The following is a 19703-nucleotide window of genomic DNA, read 5'->3' as shown; positions in this document are numbered from 1 at the left end:
GACGAGCACGGCTCCCCGCTGCACGTCAGGGGGTGGCCGGACTCCGATGGCATTCCCCCATGCCAGGGCGCCGCCAGCGTATGGGAGCATGAGGTTCGCGTAAAATGAGAACGCCGCTACCGCTGGGCTACCATCGACAGCCACGGAACCTAGGAGGCCCATGACCACGCAGCAGTCGCTCGCCGACCAGACGATGGTCGTGTCGGGTGGTAGCCGGGGCATCGGCCTCGCCATCGCGCTCGGCGCTGCCAAGCTCGGCGCCAACGTCGTGCTGCTCGCCAAGACCAGCGAGCCGCACCCGAAGCTGCCCGGCACCGTGCACACCGCAGTTGACGAGGTGGAGGCCGCGGGCGGCAAGGGCCTTGCGGTCGTCGGCGACGTCCGCAAGGAAGAGGACGTGGCACGCGCGGTCGAATCGGCCGTCGAGCGCTTCGGCGGCGTCGACATCGTCGTGAACAACGCCAGCGCCATCTCGACCGATCCGACCGAGCAACTGTCGGCCAAGAAGTTCGACCTGATGATGGACATCAACGTGCGCGGCACGTTCCTGCTCACCAAGGCGGCGCTGCCGTACCTCCGCAAGTCCCCCAACGCACACGTCGTCACCCTGGCCCCGCCGCTGAACTTGAGCCCCTACTGGTTGGGCGCGCACCCGTCGTACACGTTGTCCAAGTACGGGATGACGCTGCTGTCGCTCGGGTGGGCCGCCGAGTACGCCGATGCCGGAATCGGATTCAGCTGCCTGTGGCCGCAGACCTACATCGCGACGTCGGCGGTGACCAACCTGTCCGCCGGTGACGAGCTGGCGGCCAGGTCGCGCAGCACCGACATCATGGCCGACGCCGCGGTCGAGATCCTGACCAAGCCCGCCGCCGAGGCCAACGGCCAGACCTACATCGACTCCGACGTGCTGATCGCCGCGGGCGTCACCGACCTGTCGCGCTACGGCGGTGGCGACGACCCGATGTGGGATATCTTCGTCGACAAATCATGAGCATCTCGTTACTTCTTGAAATGGCGTCGTCGGCCAACCCCGACCGCACCGCCATCGTGTCCGGCGAGCTGCGGCTTTCCGCAGCCGAATTGAGCACGCTGGCCGACGGCGGGGCGGGCGTCATCGCCGCGTCGGGTGCCAAGCATGTCGCGTACGTCGGCGCCGGCGGCGCGATGTTACCGCTGCTGCTGTTCTCGTCGGCGCGCGCCGACGTCGCGGTCACCCCGCTGAACTACCGGTTGAGCGCCGACGGACTGCGCACGCTGATCGAGCGACTGCCCGAACCCCTCGTCGTCGTGGACGACGAATACCGGGACATGGTGGGCGACGCGGGCAAGCAAGTCATCGGCTCCCGCGAGTTCGTCGAGGCGGCCAAGACGGCCGAGCCCGCTGCGGAGTTCGCCGACCCGGACGCGGTGGCGGTGGTGCTGTTCACCTCCGGAACCACGTCGGCGCCGAAAGCCGTTGAGCTGACGCACAACAATCTGACCAGCTACGTCACCGGCACCGTGGAGTTCGACTCCGCCGCCCCCGGCGACGCCGCGCTGATCTGCGTTCCGCCGTATCACATCGCCGGCGTCGGCGCGGCGCTGTCGAACCTGTACGCGGGCCGAAAGATGGTGTACCTGACCAGCTTCGACGCGCGCGAGTGGGTGCGGCTGGTTGGTGACGAGGCCGTCTCCTCGGCGACCGTCGTACCGACGATGCTCGACCGCATCGTCACGGTGCTCGAAGAGCAGGCCGCCGCACTGCCGAGCTTGCGTACGCTCGCCTACGGCGGCTCGAAAGTCGCACTCCCGTTGGTGCGCAAGGCATTGTCGCTGCTGCCCGACGTGGGGTTCGTCAACGCCTACGGGCTCACCGAGACCAGCTCCACCATCGCCGTGCTCACCCCCGACGACCACCGGATCGCGCTGGGCTCAGACGACGACTCCGTCGCCCGCCGGCTCGGCTCGGTGGGCCAGCCGGTGCCCAGCATCGAGGTCCAGATCCGCGCCGAGGACGGCACCGTGCTCGGCGCCGGCGAAACCGGCGAACTGTTCGTCCGCGGCGAGCAGGTCTCGGGCCGCTACACAGGCATCGGGTCGGTACTCGACGCCCACGGCTGGTTCCCCACCAAGGACGTGGCCTACCTCGACGACGAGGGCTACCTCTACATCGGCGGCCGCTCGGACGACACCATCATCCGCGGCGGCGAGAACATCGCACCGGCCGAGATCGAAGACGTACTCGTCGAACACCCGCACGTGCACGACTGCGCAGTCGTCGGAGCCGACGACCCCGAATGGGGCCAGATCATCGTCGCCGTCGTCGTACCCGCACCCGGCGCCGCCCCCGACGCCGAAGACCTCCGTGGCTTCGTGCGCGGACAGCTGCGTGGGTCCCGCACCCCCGACCGGGTGGTGTTCCGCGACGAACTGCCCACCAACGCGACCGGCAAGGTGCTGCGCCGCGAACTCGTCGACGAACTCAACGCGGCAAAGGAGTCAGCATGATCAAGAACGGCACCCGCCTGCAAAGCCAGGTTTGCGACACCCAGGTCATCGTGGTGCGCAGCGCCGAGTCCCTCGATGACCTGCGTGCCGGCGGCGCACCCATGGTGCCCATCGGCGACGGGGTCGATGCGAGTCTCGAACTCGACTCCGAACACTCCGGCGGCACCCTGATGGGCAAGCGCTACGTCGACGACGCCGGCGCCGAAGTCCTGGTCACCAAGGCCGGCAAGGGCTCCCTGTCCATTGGGGCGATCCCACTGCAGATCAAGGAAGCCAAGCCACTTCCCGCTAGCGACTAGATCTGAGCGAGATCTCGGACCTAGCGGAACGTCGACGAGCGCGCCAGGTGGCGGCTGTGTTGGTACGACGCGACGGCAATGCCCTACATCGTCTCAACGGTGCACGTCGCCCCACTCGCATCGCGAAGTCCCTCCGCGCCAAAGAACTCACGCCAGGTGTCCGCCCGGTTCACGCGGACACGGCGTTGACGACTTCGCGGTTTCATTTTGAACTGGAGACGCCAAGAGGTGCAGACGTACCTCGGCTGAGACGTTCTTTTGCCACGGCAGCGTCCGCTGGTTCTTTGAACAGCCAGAATTGATCCGGAACGCGATTGATGAAGCGCGTCGTGAGCAACTTGATGAAGAGGTGTGCATCCCGTTCGTTTCGATTCAATTCCGCGGACACCATCCCGAGAACACCGTCGATCGTCGCACCGCCGAGGTCCGGGACGTCGAAGTCAAGTCGCAACAACGATCGCGCTGCTGCGCGTCGAATACGTACTTCCAGATCAACTAGCGGTGACTGATCTGCGGGCAACGTCGCGGCAGCGCTCGCCACGATGGCTTCGGCTCGGTCGAACGCCGCGATTGCCTCGTCAGGCTGTTCCAGTACGAGATGAGTTGTGGCCATCTCACAAAGCGACCGCGCGAGCTGACGCTCATCACCGTCGCGACTCCAGTGGTCGATCGCGCGGAGTTGTACCGTCAATTGCTCTTTGGTGGACTCGCACCAATAAGCGGAATTCTCGGTACAAATCGCTGCGTTTCGTGGCTGAGAGTCCGCCGCGAACAGCTGAGCCGCAAGATCGTGCTGCTTCCGCGCCTTTCGCAGTCGGCCGAGTTCGGCAAGCGTATCCCCGAGGAAGGAATGCGCGAACGCGCGCGTTCCCAACACTCCGAACTTGTCAGCGAGTTCAGTCGCCCGTTTTAGGTACGGCAGCGCCTCCGCAGAGTTCGCCTTCTCGCCGAGGAGCCGACCGAGATTCAGCAGAGGATGAATCAAGATGGCAGGCAGTGGATTCCGCTCCGCAAGGGCGACCGCTTTGTGTGACGACTCGATGGCCGCATCGAAGTCCGCCAAGTCCACCGCTATCTCAGAGCTCAACATTGCGGCCTTGACGCCGAGTTCGGCTAGGTCATTGTCGTCCGCAAGCTGAACCGCTCGACGTGACCAACCCAACGCGGGCTCTCTGAATTGTTCGCTTGCCTTCATGTCGTCTGCGAGTTGCGTGGCCGCGAGGACGGCCCTATCCGGTCGATTCGTTTCCAGATAGGTCGTGACAAGGAGGTCAACCACGTTTGCCATGGCGGCCAAGTCGAATTGCACCGAGTACAGCGCCCGTAACTCCGGCGCCAAGGCCTCGGCGATATCCCACCAGTGGCTTTCAACAGCGGCGCTCAATGCGGCCTCTGCACGCGTGGGGTCCACCTCCAACGCAAGTTCTGCGTATCCACTAACCCCCGTCTTGTTGGGCGATATCAGTCGGTCAGCAAGGTTCCGCGCCATTCGCCGCCTGAACTCTGCAACTGATTCCGGATCGTCCTCGGCCTCGGATCTCTCCGCTGCAACCAGTCTGACGAGGGGAGCAAGCTCAAACTGGCCGGCCGCAGTCGCCGCAGTCGCGCACTGGGCAAAGCTTGCGTCCACCAGTCGATGCAGGGCCAGCGCCGTCGTGTGACGGTCAGTTGCCAATCCGACGGCCATCTCATCTGCATCCGCGGCCGCACCGAATGCAACCGAGAGGTATCTGGCCGCGTGCCGCGACGATGCCGACATGTCGTCGTAACTCGTCAAGACCGCGCTTCGAACGGCGCGATCTCCGACGTCCAGATAATCCAACCTAGTGTGCTCTGCGTCGAGCAGCCGTGCCAACTCAGTGGCGGGCATGTCCTGGCGACGCAGCCTCGCAGCCACCAGGCGCAACGCCAGGGGAAGGTCATCGCACAACTCGCTGATTCGATCGAGTACTGCGCCGTCAGCTGACGGCGCGTCCTGCGACAGCAAATCAGTGGATGCACTTCGAGACAGCGGTGGGACATCCAGACACGCTTCGGTAAACGATTGCAGTCGTTGACGAGACGTGATTACGATGCATGCCGCTCCTCCAGCCCTGACGATTGGCGAAACCTGTTCGGCGTCGCGAGCATTGTCGAGAATCAAGAGACATCTTGCGCGAGCTAGCACCGCGGCCAAGTGGTCAAACAGCGCGTCATCGTCCTTCAGATTCGATCCGATTGGATGATACATCGCATCAAGCAATATGCGTGCAGCGCCACGTGAGGTTCGTCGAGCGGATTGGTTCAACCCGTGCATGTCGATATAGAGGACCTCGTCATATTCCGACTTGACCCGATGCGCCCAGTGCACGGCCAGTGCCGACTTCCCCACGCCGGGCCTGCCCGAAATCCACATGACCTCGCTCGCTACCAGATCGCCCAGGATCCCGTCACGGCCGCCGAATCGCCGTTCGATCACGGGCAGGCTAGCCATCCGTCGGGCGACAAGCGACGTTCGACTGCCGACGGCAACGTCACCTGACCCTCGTCTGTCGAACACCACGACCTCCTGCGACGTCGAGCGTGCGGGAACAAGCATCAAGTCGAGGTTCTCCAGCATGTCTGGAGTGAGATGTCCGCTGAGTGCAGACGCGACCGCTGGCGCAACCGCTCCGGGTACATCAGTCAATCCTGCGCTGATTGCGGTCGCCAGTAGCTCCGAAAACCGACTGATGTGCGTTGATGCCGCACCATCGTCACCACGCTGCCATTGCCGAAGAGCGTTTGGGTGTTCGCGGGAAGCGGTCAGCAACACTGCCGGATTCAACCCATGCCGTTCTGATTGCCGCCGGAAATTCACGTCTCCGAGTTCGGCGAGTAACGTTTCGACGACATCCCCAACCTCCGATCGAATGCCCTGGAAGTGGTCGTCGACAGCAGAGAGCAATTCGATTGTCGCCGCGGCAGATTCGGCTGGACCCGGTTGCCGCGGCGAAGGCATGTCAGCCAGTGCCTGAAGCAGTCGACGAGCAACGACGTCCAACTCGGACCTCTTAGCGACAACGGCGTTCTTAATCATCAACCCGTAGGGCATGTCGACATCGGTCAACGCATCGAGGACAACTGGCACGACGCGATGATTTTCAGGATCCCTCTGTGCGAGCCGCACGCCCGTTACGATCTCTTCGCGATAAAAGAACCCCGGCTGGTTGCTCGCGGTGACCAACACGACGGTGATGCGCGACGAACGTTGGTAACGCCCAACAACGTCCCAATCGACTCCTGGCGCGAGCATCGAGTCCTCGAAAACCCGCGCCTGAGGTGCGATGAGTGCGGCTAGCGACTCTGCAACAGGCGAGTCGATGTCTTTATGCGCAACGAAGAAGTCCCAATCTGACACCGAACCCCCTTCGGCGCTCGTAGCCGGTTGGCGTTAATCCACCCTAGTGTTCAATACAAACGAGTATCGACCACGGCCTTACTCAAATTCGGCTCGCCTGACTAGGGCCATCTCACCCCAATCACGGTCAGCCACGCGGCTCCCCTATAAGCAGCCAAGGCTGCCAAGAACTTCAGTCAGATGTTGGACCTAAATCGCGCTATGGGGACGCCTGTTCCGCGCGGACGAGGCGTTGACCACGTCGTCGGTGAAGCGTTCCAGCAGCAAGGCCTGCGTGGCGGCGAGGTGGCGCCGTGCGATGCGGTGTGCCTCGTCGGAGTTGCCCGCTGCGATCTCGTCGACGAGCCGCCGGTGGGTGCGCACCGAGCCCCGAGCCTCCGCGGCCGACGGGTACTCCCCGCGCTTGCTGACCGCCGCGGCCCACTGCTGCTCCTGCGCCGACCAGAGCGCGACGAGGCTGCGCACGACGTGCCGGATGGTGTCGTTCGGGGTGAAACCGACGACGAGGTCGTGGAACTCGCGAGCGATGCGCGTGAACTCGACGCCGTCGGACACCGCCTCGGAGGAGGAGTCCACGTTGGCGGTCAGCGCGGGGACGACGGCCGTCATCCGGTCGGCGCGGCGAGCCACTTCGCCCGCGCAGAGCGGTTCCAGTTGGAGCAGCCCCTCGGCGAGGTCGCCGAGCGTGACGCCCGCGCCTTGAAGCACCAGGCCGAGGTGGTACGCGCCCGACGATCGATCGGGCCGGTGCACTGCCGCGCCGCCGACACTGCCGCGACGCACAGTCACCAGCCCCTCGGTCTCCAGAATGCGCAGCGCTTCACGGACCGACGGATAGCTGACGCCGAACTCGCGGACCAGCTGGTCCTGGGTAGGCAGTTGATCCATGGCGGGACCCACCAAGATGCGCTGACGCAGTTCGGCGGCGACGGTCTCGGCGATGCGGCGCTGCGGCGTGCGTCCCAGCCCCGCGGTCATGAATGAATACTAGCAATCCTTATAAGGATTGTTCTAGGATTGCCCCGTGGACTTCGAGATGGGCAAAGAGGCCACGTCGTTGCGCCAGGAACTTCGCGACCTGGTGAAGACGCACGTGCCCGAGGACTTCCTAGGCGCCTTCACCGACAATCCGGCCGACCTCGAGTTGGCGCAGTCGTTCTGCCGACTGCTCGCCGAACAGGGCCTGCTCTGCATGTCGTGGCCGGAGGAGTTCGGTGGCCGCGGGTCGTCGGTGTGGGAACAGACCGTCGTGCGCGAGGAGATGTGGGCGCACCACGAGCCGCGCGGCGCGCAGTACATGGGCGTCAACTGGGTCGGCCCAACGATCATGCGGCACGGCACCGAAGCACAGCAGCGCATGCACCTGCCGCCGATCGCCCGCGGTGAGGTGATCTGGTGTCAGGGGTTCAGTGAGCCGGAAGCCGGGTCCGACCTCGCGTCGCTGCGCACCACGGCCACCCGCGACGACGACGGCTGGCTCATCAACGGCCAGAAGATCTGGACGTCCTACGCCACGATGGCACAGTGGTGCTTCCTGCTCGCCCGAACCACGAAGGGCGAGAAGAAGCAACGGGGCCTGACGATCTTCCTGGTCCCGATGTCCGACCCCGCGATTACCGTGCGGCCGATCCGCTGCATGATGGGCCCGCATCATCTCAACGAGGTGTTCTTCGACGACCTTCGCGTGACCGAGGCCGACGTGCTCGGCACCGTCGACGACGGGTGGTCGATCGTTGCGGATGTGTTGTCGTTCGAGCGCCTTGGCATCGCCCGGTACGCGCGGTGTGAGCGACTGCTTCAGATGGCGCCCACCGTGCTCGGCGAGCGCTGGGATGACGTGCCCACCGAACTTCGCGGGCGCTGGACGCGGATGCTGACGCACTGCCGCCGCGCACGGCTGCTCGCGTACCGGCTGGTTTCACTGCAGAGCGAGGGCCAGGTGAAGCCCACCGACGTCGCGGCCTATCGAATCGCCGTCACCAAGCTGGACCAGGACAGTGCCGAGGTGCTGATGGAACTGGCCGCCGAGGTCCCCGACTCCGACACCGGGCCGACCGCGGGGTTGTTCCGCAGGGAGGTCGACGACCATTGGCGCTATTCGCAGGCCGCGACCGTGTCCTCTGGCAGCATCGAGATGCAACGCATCCTGCTGTCGCGTTCGATGTTGGCGACGCGATGATCACCGAACTCTCCGCGGAGGCCAAGGAGTTTGGGCGGCAGGCACTTCGGGCGTTCGAAGCTGCCGGCGGCGACGAGTTGGTGCAGCGCGCCGAGGCCGACCCCACGACGCGCGACGCCCTGGCTGGCCAGGTGCTGGCCGATCTCGGCGCCTGGGATCTCGAACCGCGTGAGGACCCCGACTCGCTGGAGGCCGCCGCGGCGCTGTGCCGCAGCGCAGGCTACTGGGCGTTGCCCTATCCCGTCGCCGAGCGGCTGTCCAGGTCGACGGACCTCGACGCCGACGGTTTGCTCGTCGTCGCCGACAACCGGCCGGCGGCAGCGATCCGGGGCATCGACGTCCGTTGGGCGGCAGTCACGTTGGACGGGCGACGCAGCGAGGTGACCGGACTCGTCGGCGAGGAACCGGCGTTCGTCGCGCAGCTGGACCTCACCCCCATCGACGGCGACGGACGCGCAGACGTAGCCCTGGCGCTGGTACTCCCGTGCTGGACCTTGCTCGGAATGCTCGACCGCGCAATGGAACTCACCATTGCGCACGTTCAGTCACGGCATCAGTTCGGGCAGCCGCTGTCGGGATTCCAGAGCGTGCAGTTCCAGCTGACCGACGGCGAGGTGGAGCGCGCCGGGCTGGAGATGCTGGCCAAGTACGCGCTCTGGAGCGTAGGCGCAGGTCACGCCGACGCCGTCGACGACGCACTCGCCCTCAGGATGGCAGCGCTGGAGGCCGCCGAGGTGGTGTTCCGCGTGACGCACCAGCTGCATGGCGCCGTCGGATTCTGCGACGAGACCACGCTGTCCTGGCTGTCGCGGTACAGCCAACCGTTGCGCCGCTTACCCCTTGGGCTATCGGCCACCCGCGACGTGCTGACGCGCCGGATCGGCCGCGACGGGCTCACCGGGTTGTTCGGCGCCGACCGGGCAGTCGTATCGTGACCGAACTCGCCGATTTCCGGGCGCACGTACGCCAGTGGTGCGCCGACCACGTGCCCGCCGATTGGCGCGCCGCACAGACCGGTGTGAGCGACGCCGAGTTCGTGGCGTTCCAGAAGGCGTGGTTTGCCGAACTTCACCAGGCCGGCTTCGCCGTGCCGCACTGGCCGCGCGAGTGGGGTGGCGGCATGTCGGTCGGCGAGCAGATCGTGTTGTATCAGGAGTTGGCCGCCCACGACGCACCCCGGCTCGTGCTGGCATTCGTGGGGATTCACCACGCCGCGTCGACGTTGCTCGTCGCGGGCACCGATGAACAGCGCCAGCGGCATCTGCCCGCCATTCTCGACGGCGAGATCTGGGTGCAGGGCTTCTCCGAGCCGGAGGCGGGTTCCGACCTGGCCTCGCTGCGCACCACGGCCCGTCGCGACGGCGATCAGTTCATCGTCAACGGCCAGAAACTCTGGGCCAGTGGCGGATTGCACGCCGACTGGTGCCTGCTGCTGGCGCGCACCGATCCCGATGCACCGAAGCGCAAGGGCATCTCCTACTTCCTGATGGACATGACGACGCCGGGCATCGACGTGCGCCCAATCCGCAACGCCATCGGCGACTCGCACTTTTGCGAGGTGTTCCTCAATGACGTCGCGATCCCGGCCGCCAACCTCATCGGCGCCGAGCACCAGGGTTGGCAGGTCGCGCAGGCCACGCTAGGTGCCGAGCGCGGCATGACGATGCTCGAGTTGGCCGAGCGGCTGAGCAACGCCGGATTTCGCTGGTTGATCGACGACTGCGCCCGCGTGCGCGCCGACGGCACCCGGCCGCTCGACGACGCGTCGGTGCGGGATCGGCTGGCGCAGTTCGAGATCGAGCTCACCGGGCTGCGCGGGCTGTGCCGCAACGTCGTCGAAGGCCACGAGGTCGGGGGCGTCGGTCCGGCGGATCCGTCGATCGTCAAGTTGTTCTACAGCGAACTCCTGCAACGGATGACGGACTTCGGCACCGACGTCACTGGCTTGGCCGCGCACACCGTGCTGACCAAGCCGATGTCGAGCGGATGGGAGTCGGGCGCCTGGATGCTGGACTTCATCGGCTCTTGGGAGTGGACGATTCCGGGTGGGGCCAGCGAGATTCAGCGCACCATCATTGGGGAGCGCGGGCTCGGCCTTCCGCGGGAACCGGCGACCGCGTGATGTCCGAGTTGCGGGAGTTCCACGACGAAATGCGGGCGGTCGCGCGCGACCTGCTCGGCAAGGCTGGCGACGACGTCGACTGGCGCCAGGTCTCGGATGCGGGGTGGCCAGGGCTCGAGGTGCCGGAGCCACTGGGCGGTGCGGGTGCGTCGTTCGTCGAGACTGCGATCGTGCTCGAGGAGTTGGGCCGGGCGGGGGCTCGGGCGCCATTCCTCGGCACGACGCTAGCCGTCGGAGCGCTGACGGCATTGTCGCCCAATGACTCCCGCGACGCGCTGCTCGAGCGCATCGGTTCCGGCGCGACCGCCGCGTTCGCGTCGGGCTTCACCGTGACCGACGGCGTGGTGTCGGGCCGCGCCGAGTTCGTGCCAGACGCCAACAGCGCCGAGCTCATGCTCTTGCTCGCCGACGAGGACGGCACACCCGTCGTCGTCACGTCATCCGAGTTGTCCATCACCGCGCAGCCCGTGCTCGACGAAACCCGCACCCTCGCGGTCGTGACGGCCGATGGCGCCGCGGTCGCCGAATCATGGCCACTGGCAGCAGCTCCTGAAGCGTTGCGCGACCGTGCGGCGGTCGCGGTCGCGTGCGACAGCCTCGGAGTCGCCGAGGCGATGCTGGCGGCCACCGTCGACTACGTGAAGGTACGCCAGCAATTCGGGCGCCCGATCGGCTCGTTCCAGGCCGTCAAGCACGCGTGCGCCGACATGCTGGTGCAGACGTCCGTGGCACGACAGCTTGTCGATGCAGCTGTCGCGCAGGTGGCCGATGGCACCGACTCGTCGGTCGCGGCGTCGATGGCCAAGTCGTACGCATGCGCGGCGGCAGTGGACGTCGTCGGCAAGGCGATGCAGTTGCACGGCGGCATCGGCTACACCTGGGAAAGCGGCGTGCACGTCTACCTCAAGCGAGCCGCGCTCAATCGCGCGCTGTTCGACTCCCCCGCCGTACACCGGCAGCGACTGGCGCAACGCTACGGCTAGTCGTCATCACGCATCGCTGTCCACCAGGAGTGGTCGCACGTTCGTTGGCGTCGTTGGGCTGCAAGATGATACGACGATGCCCCACTCCCCCGGCCGCCGCGACCACGTTCCGGTCTCGGGGTCGCGCTGCTTGGTCGGAGTCAGGTCGAGGCTGATCTCGACGGTCTCCTCGCCACCGGCGGGCAGTTCGACCCTGCGAAACCCGACCAGCTGTGGCACCGCGTCGGCGGCGTCGCTGAGGGCGTACACCTGCGCGACGGTCGAGCCGGCGCGTCGACCCGTGTTCATGACTCGGACGGTGGCAACGGCCTCTTGGTCAGAGACTGCATGGTCGATGAGCTCCATGTCGAATGTGGTGTACCCCAGTCCAAAGCCGAACGGGTACGCGGCAGCGTTCCCGTCACGGTCGAGTTTGCGCTGGCCCCACCAGGAGTCGTAGACGATCGACTTCGCGTGGGCGTCGAAGAAGGGCAGATGACGCGCATCGGTGGGAATCGCCACGGGTAGCCGCCCACCCGGCTCCTGCGCCCCGATGAGGACATCGGCGACGGCCCGGCCGCCTTCCATGCCCGGGTACCACGCCATCAGAATGGCCGCGACTTGATGCCGCCAAGCTTCCATGATGATCGCACTACCGCCGATCACGACGACCGCGGTCCGCGGGTTGGCTGCGACCACGGTGGAGATGAGTGCCTCGTCGGAACCGTGCAAGGTCAACACCTCGCGGTCACCGCCCTTGGCGAACTGCTTGCCAAATGTCGCGAGCTTTCCTCCGATGAACTGCAAAACCCTTGAGTTGAAGGGGAAGCCGAGCACGTTGAGACTGTCCATGTCGGTGTTGGCGATGAATTCGCCTTCGTCGTCCCACGTCATGCCAGCCACGACGATGGCGACGTCGGCGTCGGTGGCCGCACGTGCCGCGGCGGCCGGGTCGCTGCCGTCGAGGTGCATGATCTGAGTGTGCGGAAGCGCCTCGCGCAGCCCGTCCAATGGCGAGGACACTGCGGGCGGGCGCACTCGCGACGAGCCGTGGTCGCCGAGGTTCGCCTCGGTGGCCAGCGCCCCGATCACCGCGAGCCGGCGGATCGTGGCGGCCAGCGGCAACACGGCGGCGCCGCCGACGGGTTCGTTCTTCAGTAGCACCGACCCGCGTGCGGCTACGTGACGGGCGAGTACCCGGTGCTCCGCCTTGGCGATGACCGATGCTGGTGGTTCGCCTTCGTCGCGAATGGCGTAGTGCCGCAGGGTGGTGGTCAGAATGCGTCGCGCCGACGTCAGCACCGTTTCGCGAGCCAACTGACCGCGCGCGAAGGCTTCCGGCAGTGCCCGGGCCCGCAACAGTCGCAATGGCATCTCCACGTCCATGCCCGCCTCCAGGCTCCTGACCGCATCGTGAATGCCGAAAACCCAATCGCTGCTGACGAATCCATCGAATCCCCACTCGTCGCGCAAGACGTCGGTGAGCAGGATCTTGTTGACGTCGAGGAAGTCGCCGTTGACGGAGTTGTAGGAACTCATCACCGAGTCGGCGCCTGCCTCGATCACCGTCTTGAAGTGCGGCAGATACACCTCGTGCAGCGCTTGGTCGTCGACGGTGACGTCGACGGTGAAACGCGCGTTCTCCATCGAGTTCAGCGCGAAGTGCTTGACGCACGCCATGACGTTGCGCCGCAACCCGCGGGTCAGTCCCGCCCCCATCCGACCGGTCAGGACCGGGTCCTCGCCGTAGCACTCCTGCGCGCGCCCCCAGGCCGGATGCCTCAACAGGTTGACGCAGACCGCGCCCGAGTAGTTGGCCCCAGCAGCGCGAGCCTCGACGCCCATCGCCTGCCCGACGCGCTCTTCGAGGTCGGGCTCCCACGTCGCGGCGCGGGCGATGGTCACGGGGAAGGCCGTCGAATGGCCGATGACGACACCACGTGGACCGTCGCTGAATCGAATGCCCGGGATGCCTAGCCGCGGTAGCGCTCCCCCGCTCAGCGCCATGATGCTGATCTTCTTGACCATCGATGGCAGGGCCCGTATCGGGGTATCACCGTCGAGTAGCCAGAGCAGTTCCTTGTCAGTCAACTGCGCGATCAACCGCTCGGCCGCCGTTTCGGCCGTGGTCTCGCCCAGCCGCAACTGCCGCACGCCGTCGTCGAAGGAAAAGGTCACTGTCTGTGCCGAGGATGTCGACATCGCATCACGGTACGCCGTGACGTCTGAGGGGCGCACTTGGCTGGTTCACCGGTGAACGAGTCCGGCTAGTTTTACAGTCCGAACACAGCGGTGGCTGCTGGTGCGACCCTGCGTTAATCGAAGTGCACGACGAGGCACGCGAGGGCCCCAAGGTCGCTTCACGCTGGACCCTTACGGCGGCCAACCAGAAAGCTGAGTTCATGGGCATCCCGCCAAAGGGAAGGTCCGCCATGGCGACTGCCATCTCTATCGACGTTGTCGACGGTGGCGAGATCGTCGATCACTGGTCAGAGGTCAGTCTCGCGGCGTTTGTCGGCCAGCTATCGGATGCCGAAACGTCCTACGCCCCGCTCTACTTCTCACCCAGTTGTTCTGTGCAGCTTGACCATTCGTCCGGCGAACGGGGTCAAGATGGCCCGCGGGTAGGCCATCGCGATGTCGGTCATGTTCCTCGACCAGTAAATCGGCAAAATTGCCTCGCCAGCCGAAACAGGTTCTGCTGCCAGATCGCAGGTGTTGAACGCAACCTGAAACAACTGAAATCCGTTTGGATCATCCTTGACTCGCGCCACCTTGCCTACCTCTCCATCTACCGTTTGATCAGCATGCCGGAGTCCGATGTGGACTGGGGCCGTTGACACTGCGCGGATGCCACTGGGAATGAACCGATTGACGGTGCGTCGGTCGGTCGCGTAGCCGTCGCCACCGTGCACGTATGGGCAACGTTCGGTGCGCGCGCAGGCGCGCCCGCAGTGCCACGCCCAGATAGGTTCCACTTGTCCCTACACGGATGAAGGAAACTCTCTGGAAGATGTTCTGACGCACCATATTCCATTCGACGAGCTCTTCGACCGTGTAGTTGACCGACCGAAGACGGAGCCGAGGGAAGGATGTCTGATGCCATGACGCTGTCGCATGCACACGGGCCCACGCTGCCCGGTCTGCTCGACGAGACGATCGAGGCGAATTTGCGGCGGACGGTATCTCGGTTCGCCGATCGCCAAGCGCTCGTCGATGCGCCCACTGGGCGAACGTGGACCTACGCCGAATTCCAGGACGATGTCGATGCGATTGCGTCGGCCCTCGTCCAGCTCGGCATCGAGCCCGGTGACCGGGTGGGCATCTGGTCGCCAAATACCCCGGAATGGACGCTGCTTCAGTACGCGACCGCCGAGATCGGCGCCATGCTGGTCACCATCAATCCGGCGTACCGCGTTCAGGAACTTGAATTCGCCCTGACCCAGTCCAGCATCTCCTACGTCTTCGCGGCGTCCTCGTTCAAGACGTCGAACTACGTCGCCATGCTCGACGAGGTGCGAGACCGCTGCCCGGCCCTGCGCGGAGTCGTCATCATCGGCGGTGCCGGCTGGCAGGAAATCGCAGACACCCGCGCGGATCATGCGACCTTGCGCCGCATCGCGAGCGGTTTGAGGCCGTCGGATCCGGTGTGCATTCAGTACACGTCGGGAACCACCGGATCGCCCAAAGGCGCGACGTTGAACCACACCAACATCCTCAACAACGGGTACTTCGTCGGCCAGGGGTTGGGATACACCGAACACGATCGAGTGTGCATACCCGTGCCGTTCTACCACTGCTTCGGCATGGTGATGGGCAATCTCGCATGCACGAGCCACGGCTCGACGATGGTCATCCCAGCGCAGGGCTTTGATCCGGAGGCGACCCTACGCGCCGTCGAGAATCACAGGTGCACATCGCTATACGGCGTGCCGACCATGTTCATCGCCGAGCTCGAGCTGCCCAACTTCGAAGACTTCGACCTCAGCTCGCTGCGCACCGGGATCATGGCGGGCTCGCCCTGCCCCGAGCAGGTCATGCTCGCAGCCATCGACCGCATGAATATGACCGGTGTCGGCATCTGCTACGGGATGACCGAGACGTCGCCTGTGTCGACTCAAACCCAGCCCGACGATTCACTCGAGCGCAGGGTCGGCACGGTGGGGCGTGTCGGGCCACATCTGGAGGTCCAGATCATCGATCCCAGCACGGGTGAGCAGGTTCCACGCGATACCCCTGGCGAGTTGTGCACCCGTGGCTACAGCGTCATGACGGGCTACTGGAATCAACCGGAGAAGACGGCCGAAGCCATCGACGACGCGGGATGGATGCACACCGGAGACATCGCGGTCATGGACCACGACGGCTACCTCAGTGTCACCGGGCGGATCAAGGACATGGTGATTCGCGGTGGTGAGAACGTCTACCCACGAGAGGTCGAAGAGCTCCTCTACTCACATCCCGACATCGTCGACGCTGCCGTCATCGGGGTCCCCGATGCTCGGTACGGCGAGGAACTCATGGCCTTCCTCCGGATCAAGCCAGGTGCCGACGCACCCACCGTGGAATCGATCCGGGCGTTCTGCGCGGGCAAGATCGCCCATTTCAAGGTGCCGCGCTATGTCGAGGTCGTCGACGAGTTTCCTATGACGGTCACCGGAAAGGTGCGCAAGGTCGAGCTCAGAGAGCAAGCGCGGGATCGTAGTCGGGTAGGGGGTTGACGATCGGAAGCAGCTTCTCGCGGGCCTCCGCCTGGGTGATGACTTCGCTCTCCGGGATCTGCGTGATTTCGACCGGCCCGATCTTGCCGCCGTGCTCGCCAATGAGTCGAGCCCGCTCGTCATAGGGCCAGAAGCTCGCCACCATCGTGGTCTTCCGATACCACGCGTCGAGGTCGTCGACGTCGTCCCCCATTGCCCGCATGACGTCGCCGCGCAGGAACTGATGGAAGTATGCCTCCTGCCCGAAACCTGAATCGTTGACTGCGATCTGCTCGTCGGTGACGACGATGACGTTGGCGCCCACGGCCTTCATTTGGCGGTACATGTCGCGGACTTCATTGCCACGAAGGATCTGTCCACCGGTCCCTCCGAATTCGAGGATGTACACGGGGATCTCGATCGTCATGTCGGGTGCGAAGATGGGCTCCCACTCGCCCGCGACCTCGAGCAGCGCGTGACGGCGATAGTTCGCCACGATTCGACGGTGGCGTGGGTTGTCGAGGGTCTCCAAAAGCCGGTCGTGTGCGGCGGCGTTGAGTCCGATGTCAAGCTTCATGTCAAAGTCCTTTGGTGTCGCAGGCTGGGTGATAGACGATGTGCGGGTTTGTCATTGGTTCTGTAGCTCGGCAAGCGCACCAAAGAGGTCGCGAACGGGATCGTCACCGTTCCACGTGGCCGCCGTTCGGTGGATGTGTGCGAAGAGCTGTTGAAACTCCGGCGATGCGAGATCGGCGACCTCGATCGCCGTGCCGTCCAGGTTGTCTGCGCGGTAGTAAGCAAAGCGGGCCGCACCCGCGATCGAGCCCTCACATGTGGGAACGAAACCCAATTCGTCGAGTTTCTTCAGGTCGGAGTCGTAGGTCTGCGTCCAACCTGACACGTGGTGCAGGCCCGCCCCTTTCGCCAGGGCAAAGTTCCGATACGGCGACGGTGCGTCGTTGAGCTGGTGGATGAGTTCGATCTGCAGGTCACCACTGTTCGCGAGTGCGATGTTGAGGTCGGGAGCCGACGGCTCGCCCTGGTAGGAGAAGTATTCCAGCGGAACGTGATCGACTCGATAGAACGGTCCGACTCCGACAACGGTTGTCCAGTGTCGGATGGCCGCATCAAGGTCGTCGACGACGTACCCGTTCTGGCGGATACCGCCGAAGAATCTACTCATGAATAGCGCCTCTCAATCGCGAATCAACTTGCCGAAATCACGCACTAGCGTCGAGTCAACGCGGAAGCATGCCGCCATCGATCGTCAATACTTTGTTTGTTAGGTAGCCGTTTTCGAGGATCGACACGGCGAAAGCCGCCAACTCGTCAGTGGTTCCGAGGCGGCCGACCGGAATCGCGGCGGTGTAGGCGCGTGCCGTTTCCTCATCCATCATCGCCACGCTGTGCTCGCCGACCAGCGCCGGAGCAAGCACGTTGACGGTCACCCCGTGGCGGGCTACCTGTCCGGCAAAGTAGTGAGTGAGGCCGTGCAGGGCGGCCTTGCTTGCCGAATAGTCCGGCCCGAACGGCCCACCCACCCACGCCGCCAACGACGAGACGAAAAGTATTCGGCCCCACGATCGTTCGATCATCTTCGGCAGTGCACGTCTAGCCATCAGATACGGAGCACGCAGGTTGACAGCCAGTGCCTCGTCGAACTCGGCAGCACCGACCTGCTCCCACGACCTAGCCACACCAGTGCCAGCATTGGCGACGAGAATGTCGACGGCTCCTAGGTTTTCGACGACGGTGTCGACAAGCCGTTCGACGTCTCCTGGATCGCTTAGGTCTGCCTGCACTGCAATCGCCCGCCGTCCCGCGGCGCGACTGTCCGCGGCGATCTGTTCTGCGGCTTCACGGTCGCTGCGATAGGCGACTGCGACGTCTGCTCCCGCCGCAGCGAGCGCTCTAATCATGGTCGATCCGATATTGCCCGCCGCCCCGGTGACCAAGGCAACTCGGCCGTCGAGTCGTGTGTCCCCGACGGCAACCGCCGCATCTTCGGTGGTCGTCACGAGGTTGCCGCGGAAGCGAGTTCGGGAAGCGGCCGCAGTAGGGGTAACAGGCGTTCGCGCGCATCATCGATGCTGATGAAGTCCTCCTGTGCAATCTGTTCGATGCGGTGCAGTGACTTGTCTTCATAGACGCGCTCGCCGATCAGCCGGGCCCGCTCGTCGTACGGCCAGACCATGACGAAGTGTTGGATCTCGCGGTAATAGCCGGACGGGTCCTCGACCTCAAACCCCTTTTCGATCAGGTTGTGGCCACGCTGATAGGTGACGAAGTTGGAATCGGATGCGAATCCCCAGTCGTCGACCCATAGATGTTCGTTCTCCACCAACATCACACACGTGAGGGTTTCGGCAAGGTTGCGGTAGACGTCCTTCACGGCATCCGCACCGTCGACTACCACGCCATCGAACCCGGTAATGCTGAAGTAGTAGACGGGTTCCTCGACCATCATGTCGGGCGCGAAGATCCCTTCCCACTCGCCGCAGATCTCGAGGATGGCGTGACGGCGATAGTTCTCCAGGATCGCTCGATGAAGCGGGTTCTCGGTGGTCTCAAGTAGTTTGTCTGCGGCGCTGATCGTCTCGGCGATGTCTCTAGGTGCCATCGGTCCGTCCTCCAAGATAGTGCTAGGGCTGTGTTCCGAAGCTAACGCTGGAGGGCGGCCCCGAGCGCATCTGAGCGCGCACGAACCCTTGCCAGCGCGTGCACGGTGTCCAAGATCGTGGGGATCAGTCGCCGACCGTCCATAGGCTGATTCGCTATGGCGTCCGTGCAATCTGAACGCCCCCAGGCCATATCGGACTCCGGGGTGCTCATCGTGGGCGGCACATCCGGTATCGGACGCGCCGCTGCGCGGGCGTTCATCGCCGAAGGTGCGCCCCGACTGGTCCTGGTTGGGCGTGATCGCGAGCGGGGCGCGGCCGTTCGCGACGAGCTCAGCGCGCAGTCAGAGTGTGAGGTGCACTTCGTCGCCGCCGATGTCACAGACGTCGAAGGTGCGCTACTAGTGGCGACGGAGGCCCAGCGCCATCTGCACCGGATCGACGTGTTGATCAACGCGGCGGCGGGCACGCACCTGCCCACACTGCTGCACAACAGCCCAATTGAAACCCTCCCCGGAATCCTCACCGACATAGCTCTGCCCCCGCTCCTGATGACGCGAGCCGTGCTGCCATTGATGCGCGCGCAATCCTCGGGGTGCATCATCAACGTCGCCTCCGACGCTGCAAAGGTGGCCACCCCAGGCGAATCCGTCATCGGCGCCGCCATGGCGGCGATCGTCGTCTTCTCTCGAACAGCGGCTATGGAAGCCAAGCGCGACGGTGTCAGAGTCAACGTGCTGACACCGTCGCTCGTCGAAGGAACCGGCACCGCGGAACGACTGTTCGCAGATGAATTCAGCGCCCGTCTCTTCGGCAAGGCGCGCGCACTGGCCAATCTCGGCGTCAGCACGCCGGATGACCAGGCCGCACTGATGGTCTACCTAGCGGGCCCCCATGGACACCGCATCACCGGCCAAGCGATCAGCATCAACGGCGGGATCAGCTCAGCGTGAC

17 protein-coding genes are annotated in these 19703 nt (G+C 64.9%); 10 read left to right on the top strand and 7 right to left on the bottom strand.

The annotated features are described in order from the left end of the window. Window positions 1-160 precede the first annotated feature (160 nt). From SLQ33_RS21965 to SLQ33_RS21955, 3 genes are read left to right on the top strand one after another with little or no spacing between them, the layout of a single operon-like run. On the top strand, window positions 161-994 hold the full coding sequence (locus SLQ33_RS21965; RefSeq protein ID WP_319456000.1) for an NAD(P)-dependent oxidoreductase: 834 nt from the start codon (window positions 161-163) through the stop codon (window positions 992-994). Beyond that, window positions 991-2490: a fatty acid--CoA ligase family protein gene (locus SLQ33_RS21960; RefSeq protein WP_319455999.1), complete on the top strand. Its 1500-nt coding sequence runs from the start codon at window positions 991-993 to the stop codon at window positions 2488-2490. Before SLQ33_RS21965 ends, SLQ33_RS21960 begins: the two co-directional genes overlap by 4 nt. Next, window positions 2487-2789, top strand: coding sequence for a hypothetical protein (locus tag SLQ33_RS21955; RefSeq protein ID WP_319455998.1), 303 nt, complete (start codon window positions 2487-2489; stop codon window positions 2787-2789). The genes SLQ33_RS21960 and SLQ33_RS21955 overlap by 4 nt, the downstream gene beginning before the upstream one ends. A 202-nt stretch (window positions 2790-2991) precedes the next feature. Here SLQ33_RS21955 and SLQ33_RS21950 read toward each other — a convergent pair whose 3' ends face one another. Together SLQ33_RS21950 and SLQ33_RS21945 are read right to left on the bottom strand one after the other, a co-directional pair. Continuing rightward, complete coding sequence (locus SLQ33_RS21950) at window positions 2992-6168, bottom strand: NB-ARC domain-containing protein (RefSeq protein ID WP_319455997.1); 3177 nt, start codon at window positions 6166-6168, stop codon at window positions 2992-2994. 189 nt (window positions 6169-6357) lie between these two features. Next, the gene (locus tag SLQ33_RS21945; protein WP_319455996.1) at window positions 6358-7146 is read right to left on the bottom strand and encodes a FadR/GntR family transcriptional regulator; all 789 of its coding nucleotides are present in this window, start codon (window positions 7144-7146) and stop codon (window positions 6358-6360) included. A 58-nt stretch (window positions 7147-7204) separates the two neighbouring features. On the opposite strand from SLQ33_RS21945, the gene SLQ33_RS21940 reads away from it, so the two are divergent. From SLQ33_RS21940 to SLQ33_RS21925, 4 genes are read left to right on the top strand one after another with little or no spacing between them, the layout of a single operon-like run. Further along, window positions 7205-8347 (top strand): acyl-CoA dehydrogenase family protein, encoded by a 1143-nt coding sequence (locus SLQ33_RS21940; protein ID WP_319456239.1) that lies wholly within the window; start codon window positions 7205-7207, stop codon window positions 8345-8347. Further along, on the top strand, window positions 8344-9282 hold the full coding sequence (locus SLQ33_RS21935) for an acyl-CoA dehydrogenase family protein (RefSeq protein WP_319455995.1): 939 nt from the start codon (window positions 8344-8346) through the stop codon (window positions 9280-9282). The genes SLQ33_RS21940 and SLQ33_RS21935 overlap by 4 nt, the downstream gene beginning before the upstream one ends. After that, complete coding sequence (locus SLQ33_RS21930) at window positions 9279-10469, top strand: acyl-CoA dehydrogenase family protein (protein WP_319455994.1); 1191 nt, start codon at window positions 9279-9281, stop codon at window positions 10467-10469. The genes SLQ33_RS21935 and SLQ33_RS21930 overlap by 4 nt, the downstream gene beginning before the upstream one ends. Further along, window positions 10469-11452, top strand: a complete 984-nt coding sequence (locus SLQ33_RS21925) for an acyl-CoA dehydrogenase family protein (protein ID WP_319455993.1) — start codon at window positions 10469-10471, stop codon at window positions 11450-11452. The genes SLQ33_RS21930 and SLQ33_RS21925 overlap by 1 nt, the downstream gene beginning before the upstream one ends. 6 nt (window positions 11453-11458) lie before the next feature. Here the strand turns inward: SLQ33_RS21925 and SLQ33_RS21920 are convergent, their stop codons facing one another. Continuing rightward, the gene (locus tag SLQ33_RS21920; protein ID WP_319455992.1) at window positions 11459-13633 is read right to left on the bottom strand and encodes a beta-glucosidase family protein; all 2175 of its coding nucleotides are present in this window, start codon (window positions 13631-13633) and stop codon (window positions 11459-11461) included. A 122-nt stretch (window positions 13634-13755) separates the two neighbouring features. Here SLQ33_RS21920 and SLQ33_RS21915 point away from each other — a divergent pair, with 122 nt between their 5' ends. After that, window positions 13756-14271 (top strand): ester cyclase, encoded by a 516-nt coding sequence (locus SLQ33_RS21915; RefSeq protein WP_319455991.1) that lies wholly within the window; start codon window positions 13756-13758, stop codon window positions 14269-14271. Between the two features lie 264 nt (window positions 14272-14535). Then, a complete protein-coding gene (locus tag SLQ33_RS21910; RefSeq protein WP_319455990.1) occupies window positions 14536-16152 on the top strand; it encodes an AMP-binding protein in 1617 nt (538 codons plus the stop codon). Here the strand turns inward: SLQ33_RS21910 and SLQ33_RS21905 are convergent. The 4 genes from SLQ33_RS21905 to SLQ33_RS21890 are packed head-to-tail and all read right to left on the bottom strand — an operon-like array spanning window position 16112 to window position 18751. Then, window positions 16112-16708, bottom strand: a complete 597-nt coding sequence (locus SLQ33_RS21905) for a hypothetical protein (RefSeq protein ID WP_319455989.1) — start codon at window positions 16706-16708, stop codon at window positions 16112-16114. The genes SLQ33_RS21910 and SLQ33_RS21905 overlap by 41 nt on opposite strands. A gap of 51 nt (window positions 16709-16759) precedes the next feature. Continuing rightward, window positions 16760-17314, bottom strand: coding sequence for a VOC family protein (locus tag SLQ33_RS21900; RefSeq protein WP_319455988.1), 555 nt, complete (start codon window positions 17312-17314; stop codon window positions 16760-16762). Window positions 17315-17369: 55 nt separating this feature from the next. Continuing rightward, the gene (locus SLQ33_RS21895) at window positions 17370-18149 is read right to left on the bottom strand and encodes an SDR family NAD(P)-dependent oxidoreductase (RefSeq protein WP_319455987.1); all 780 of its coding nucleotides are present in this window, start codon (window positions 18147-18149) and stop codon (window positions 17370-17372) included. Then, complete coding sequence (locus SLQ33_RS21890) at window positions 18146-18751, bottom strand: hypothetical protein (RefSeq protein WP_319455986.1); 606 nt, start codon at window positions 18749-18751, stop codon at window positions 18146-18148. Before SLQ33_RS21890 ends, SLQ33_RS21895 begins: the two co-directional genes overlap by 4 nt. A gap of 156 nt (window positions 18752-18907) precedes the next feature. On the opposite strand from SLQ33_RS21890, the gene SLQ33_RS21885 reads away from it, so the two are divergent. Continuing rightward, the gene (locus tag SLQ33_RS21885) at window positions 18908-19702 is read left to right on the top strand and encodes an SDR family oxidoreductase (RefSeq protein ID WP_319455985.1); all 795 of its coding nucleotides are present in this window, start codon (window positions 18908-18910) and stop codon (window positions 19700-19702) included. Window position 19703: the final 1 nt, after the last annotated feature.

This window comes from Mycobacterium sp. RTGN6, from assembly GCF_033804605.1.
In the GTDB taxonomy this organism is placed as follows: domain Bacteria; phylum Actinomycetota; class Actinomycetes; order Mycobacteriales; family Mycobacteriaceae; genus Mycobacterium.
The sequence above is the reverse complement of the archived record's forward strand: the minus strand, read 5'-3'. Positions and strand labels throughout refer to the sequence as shown.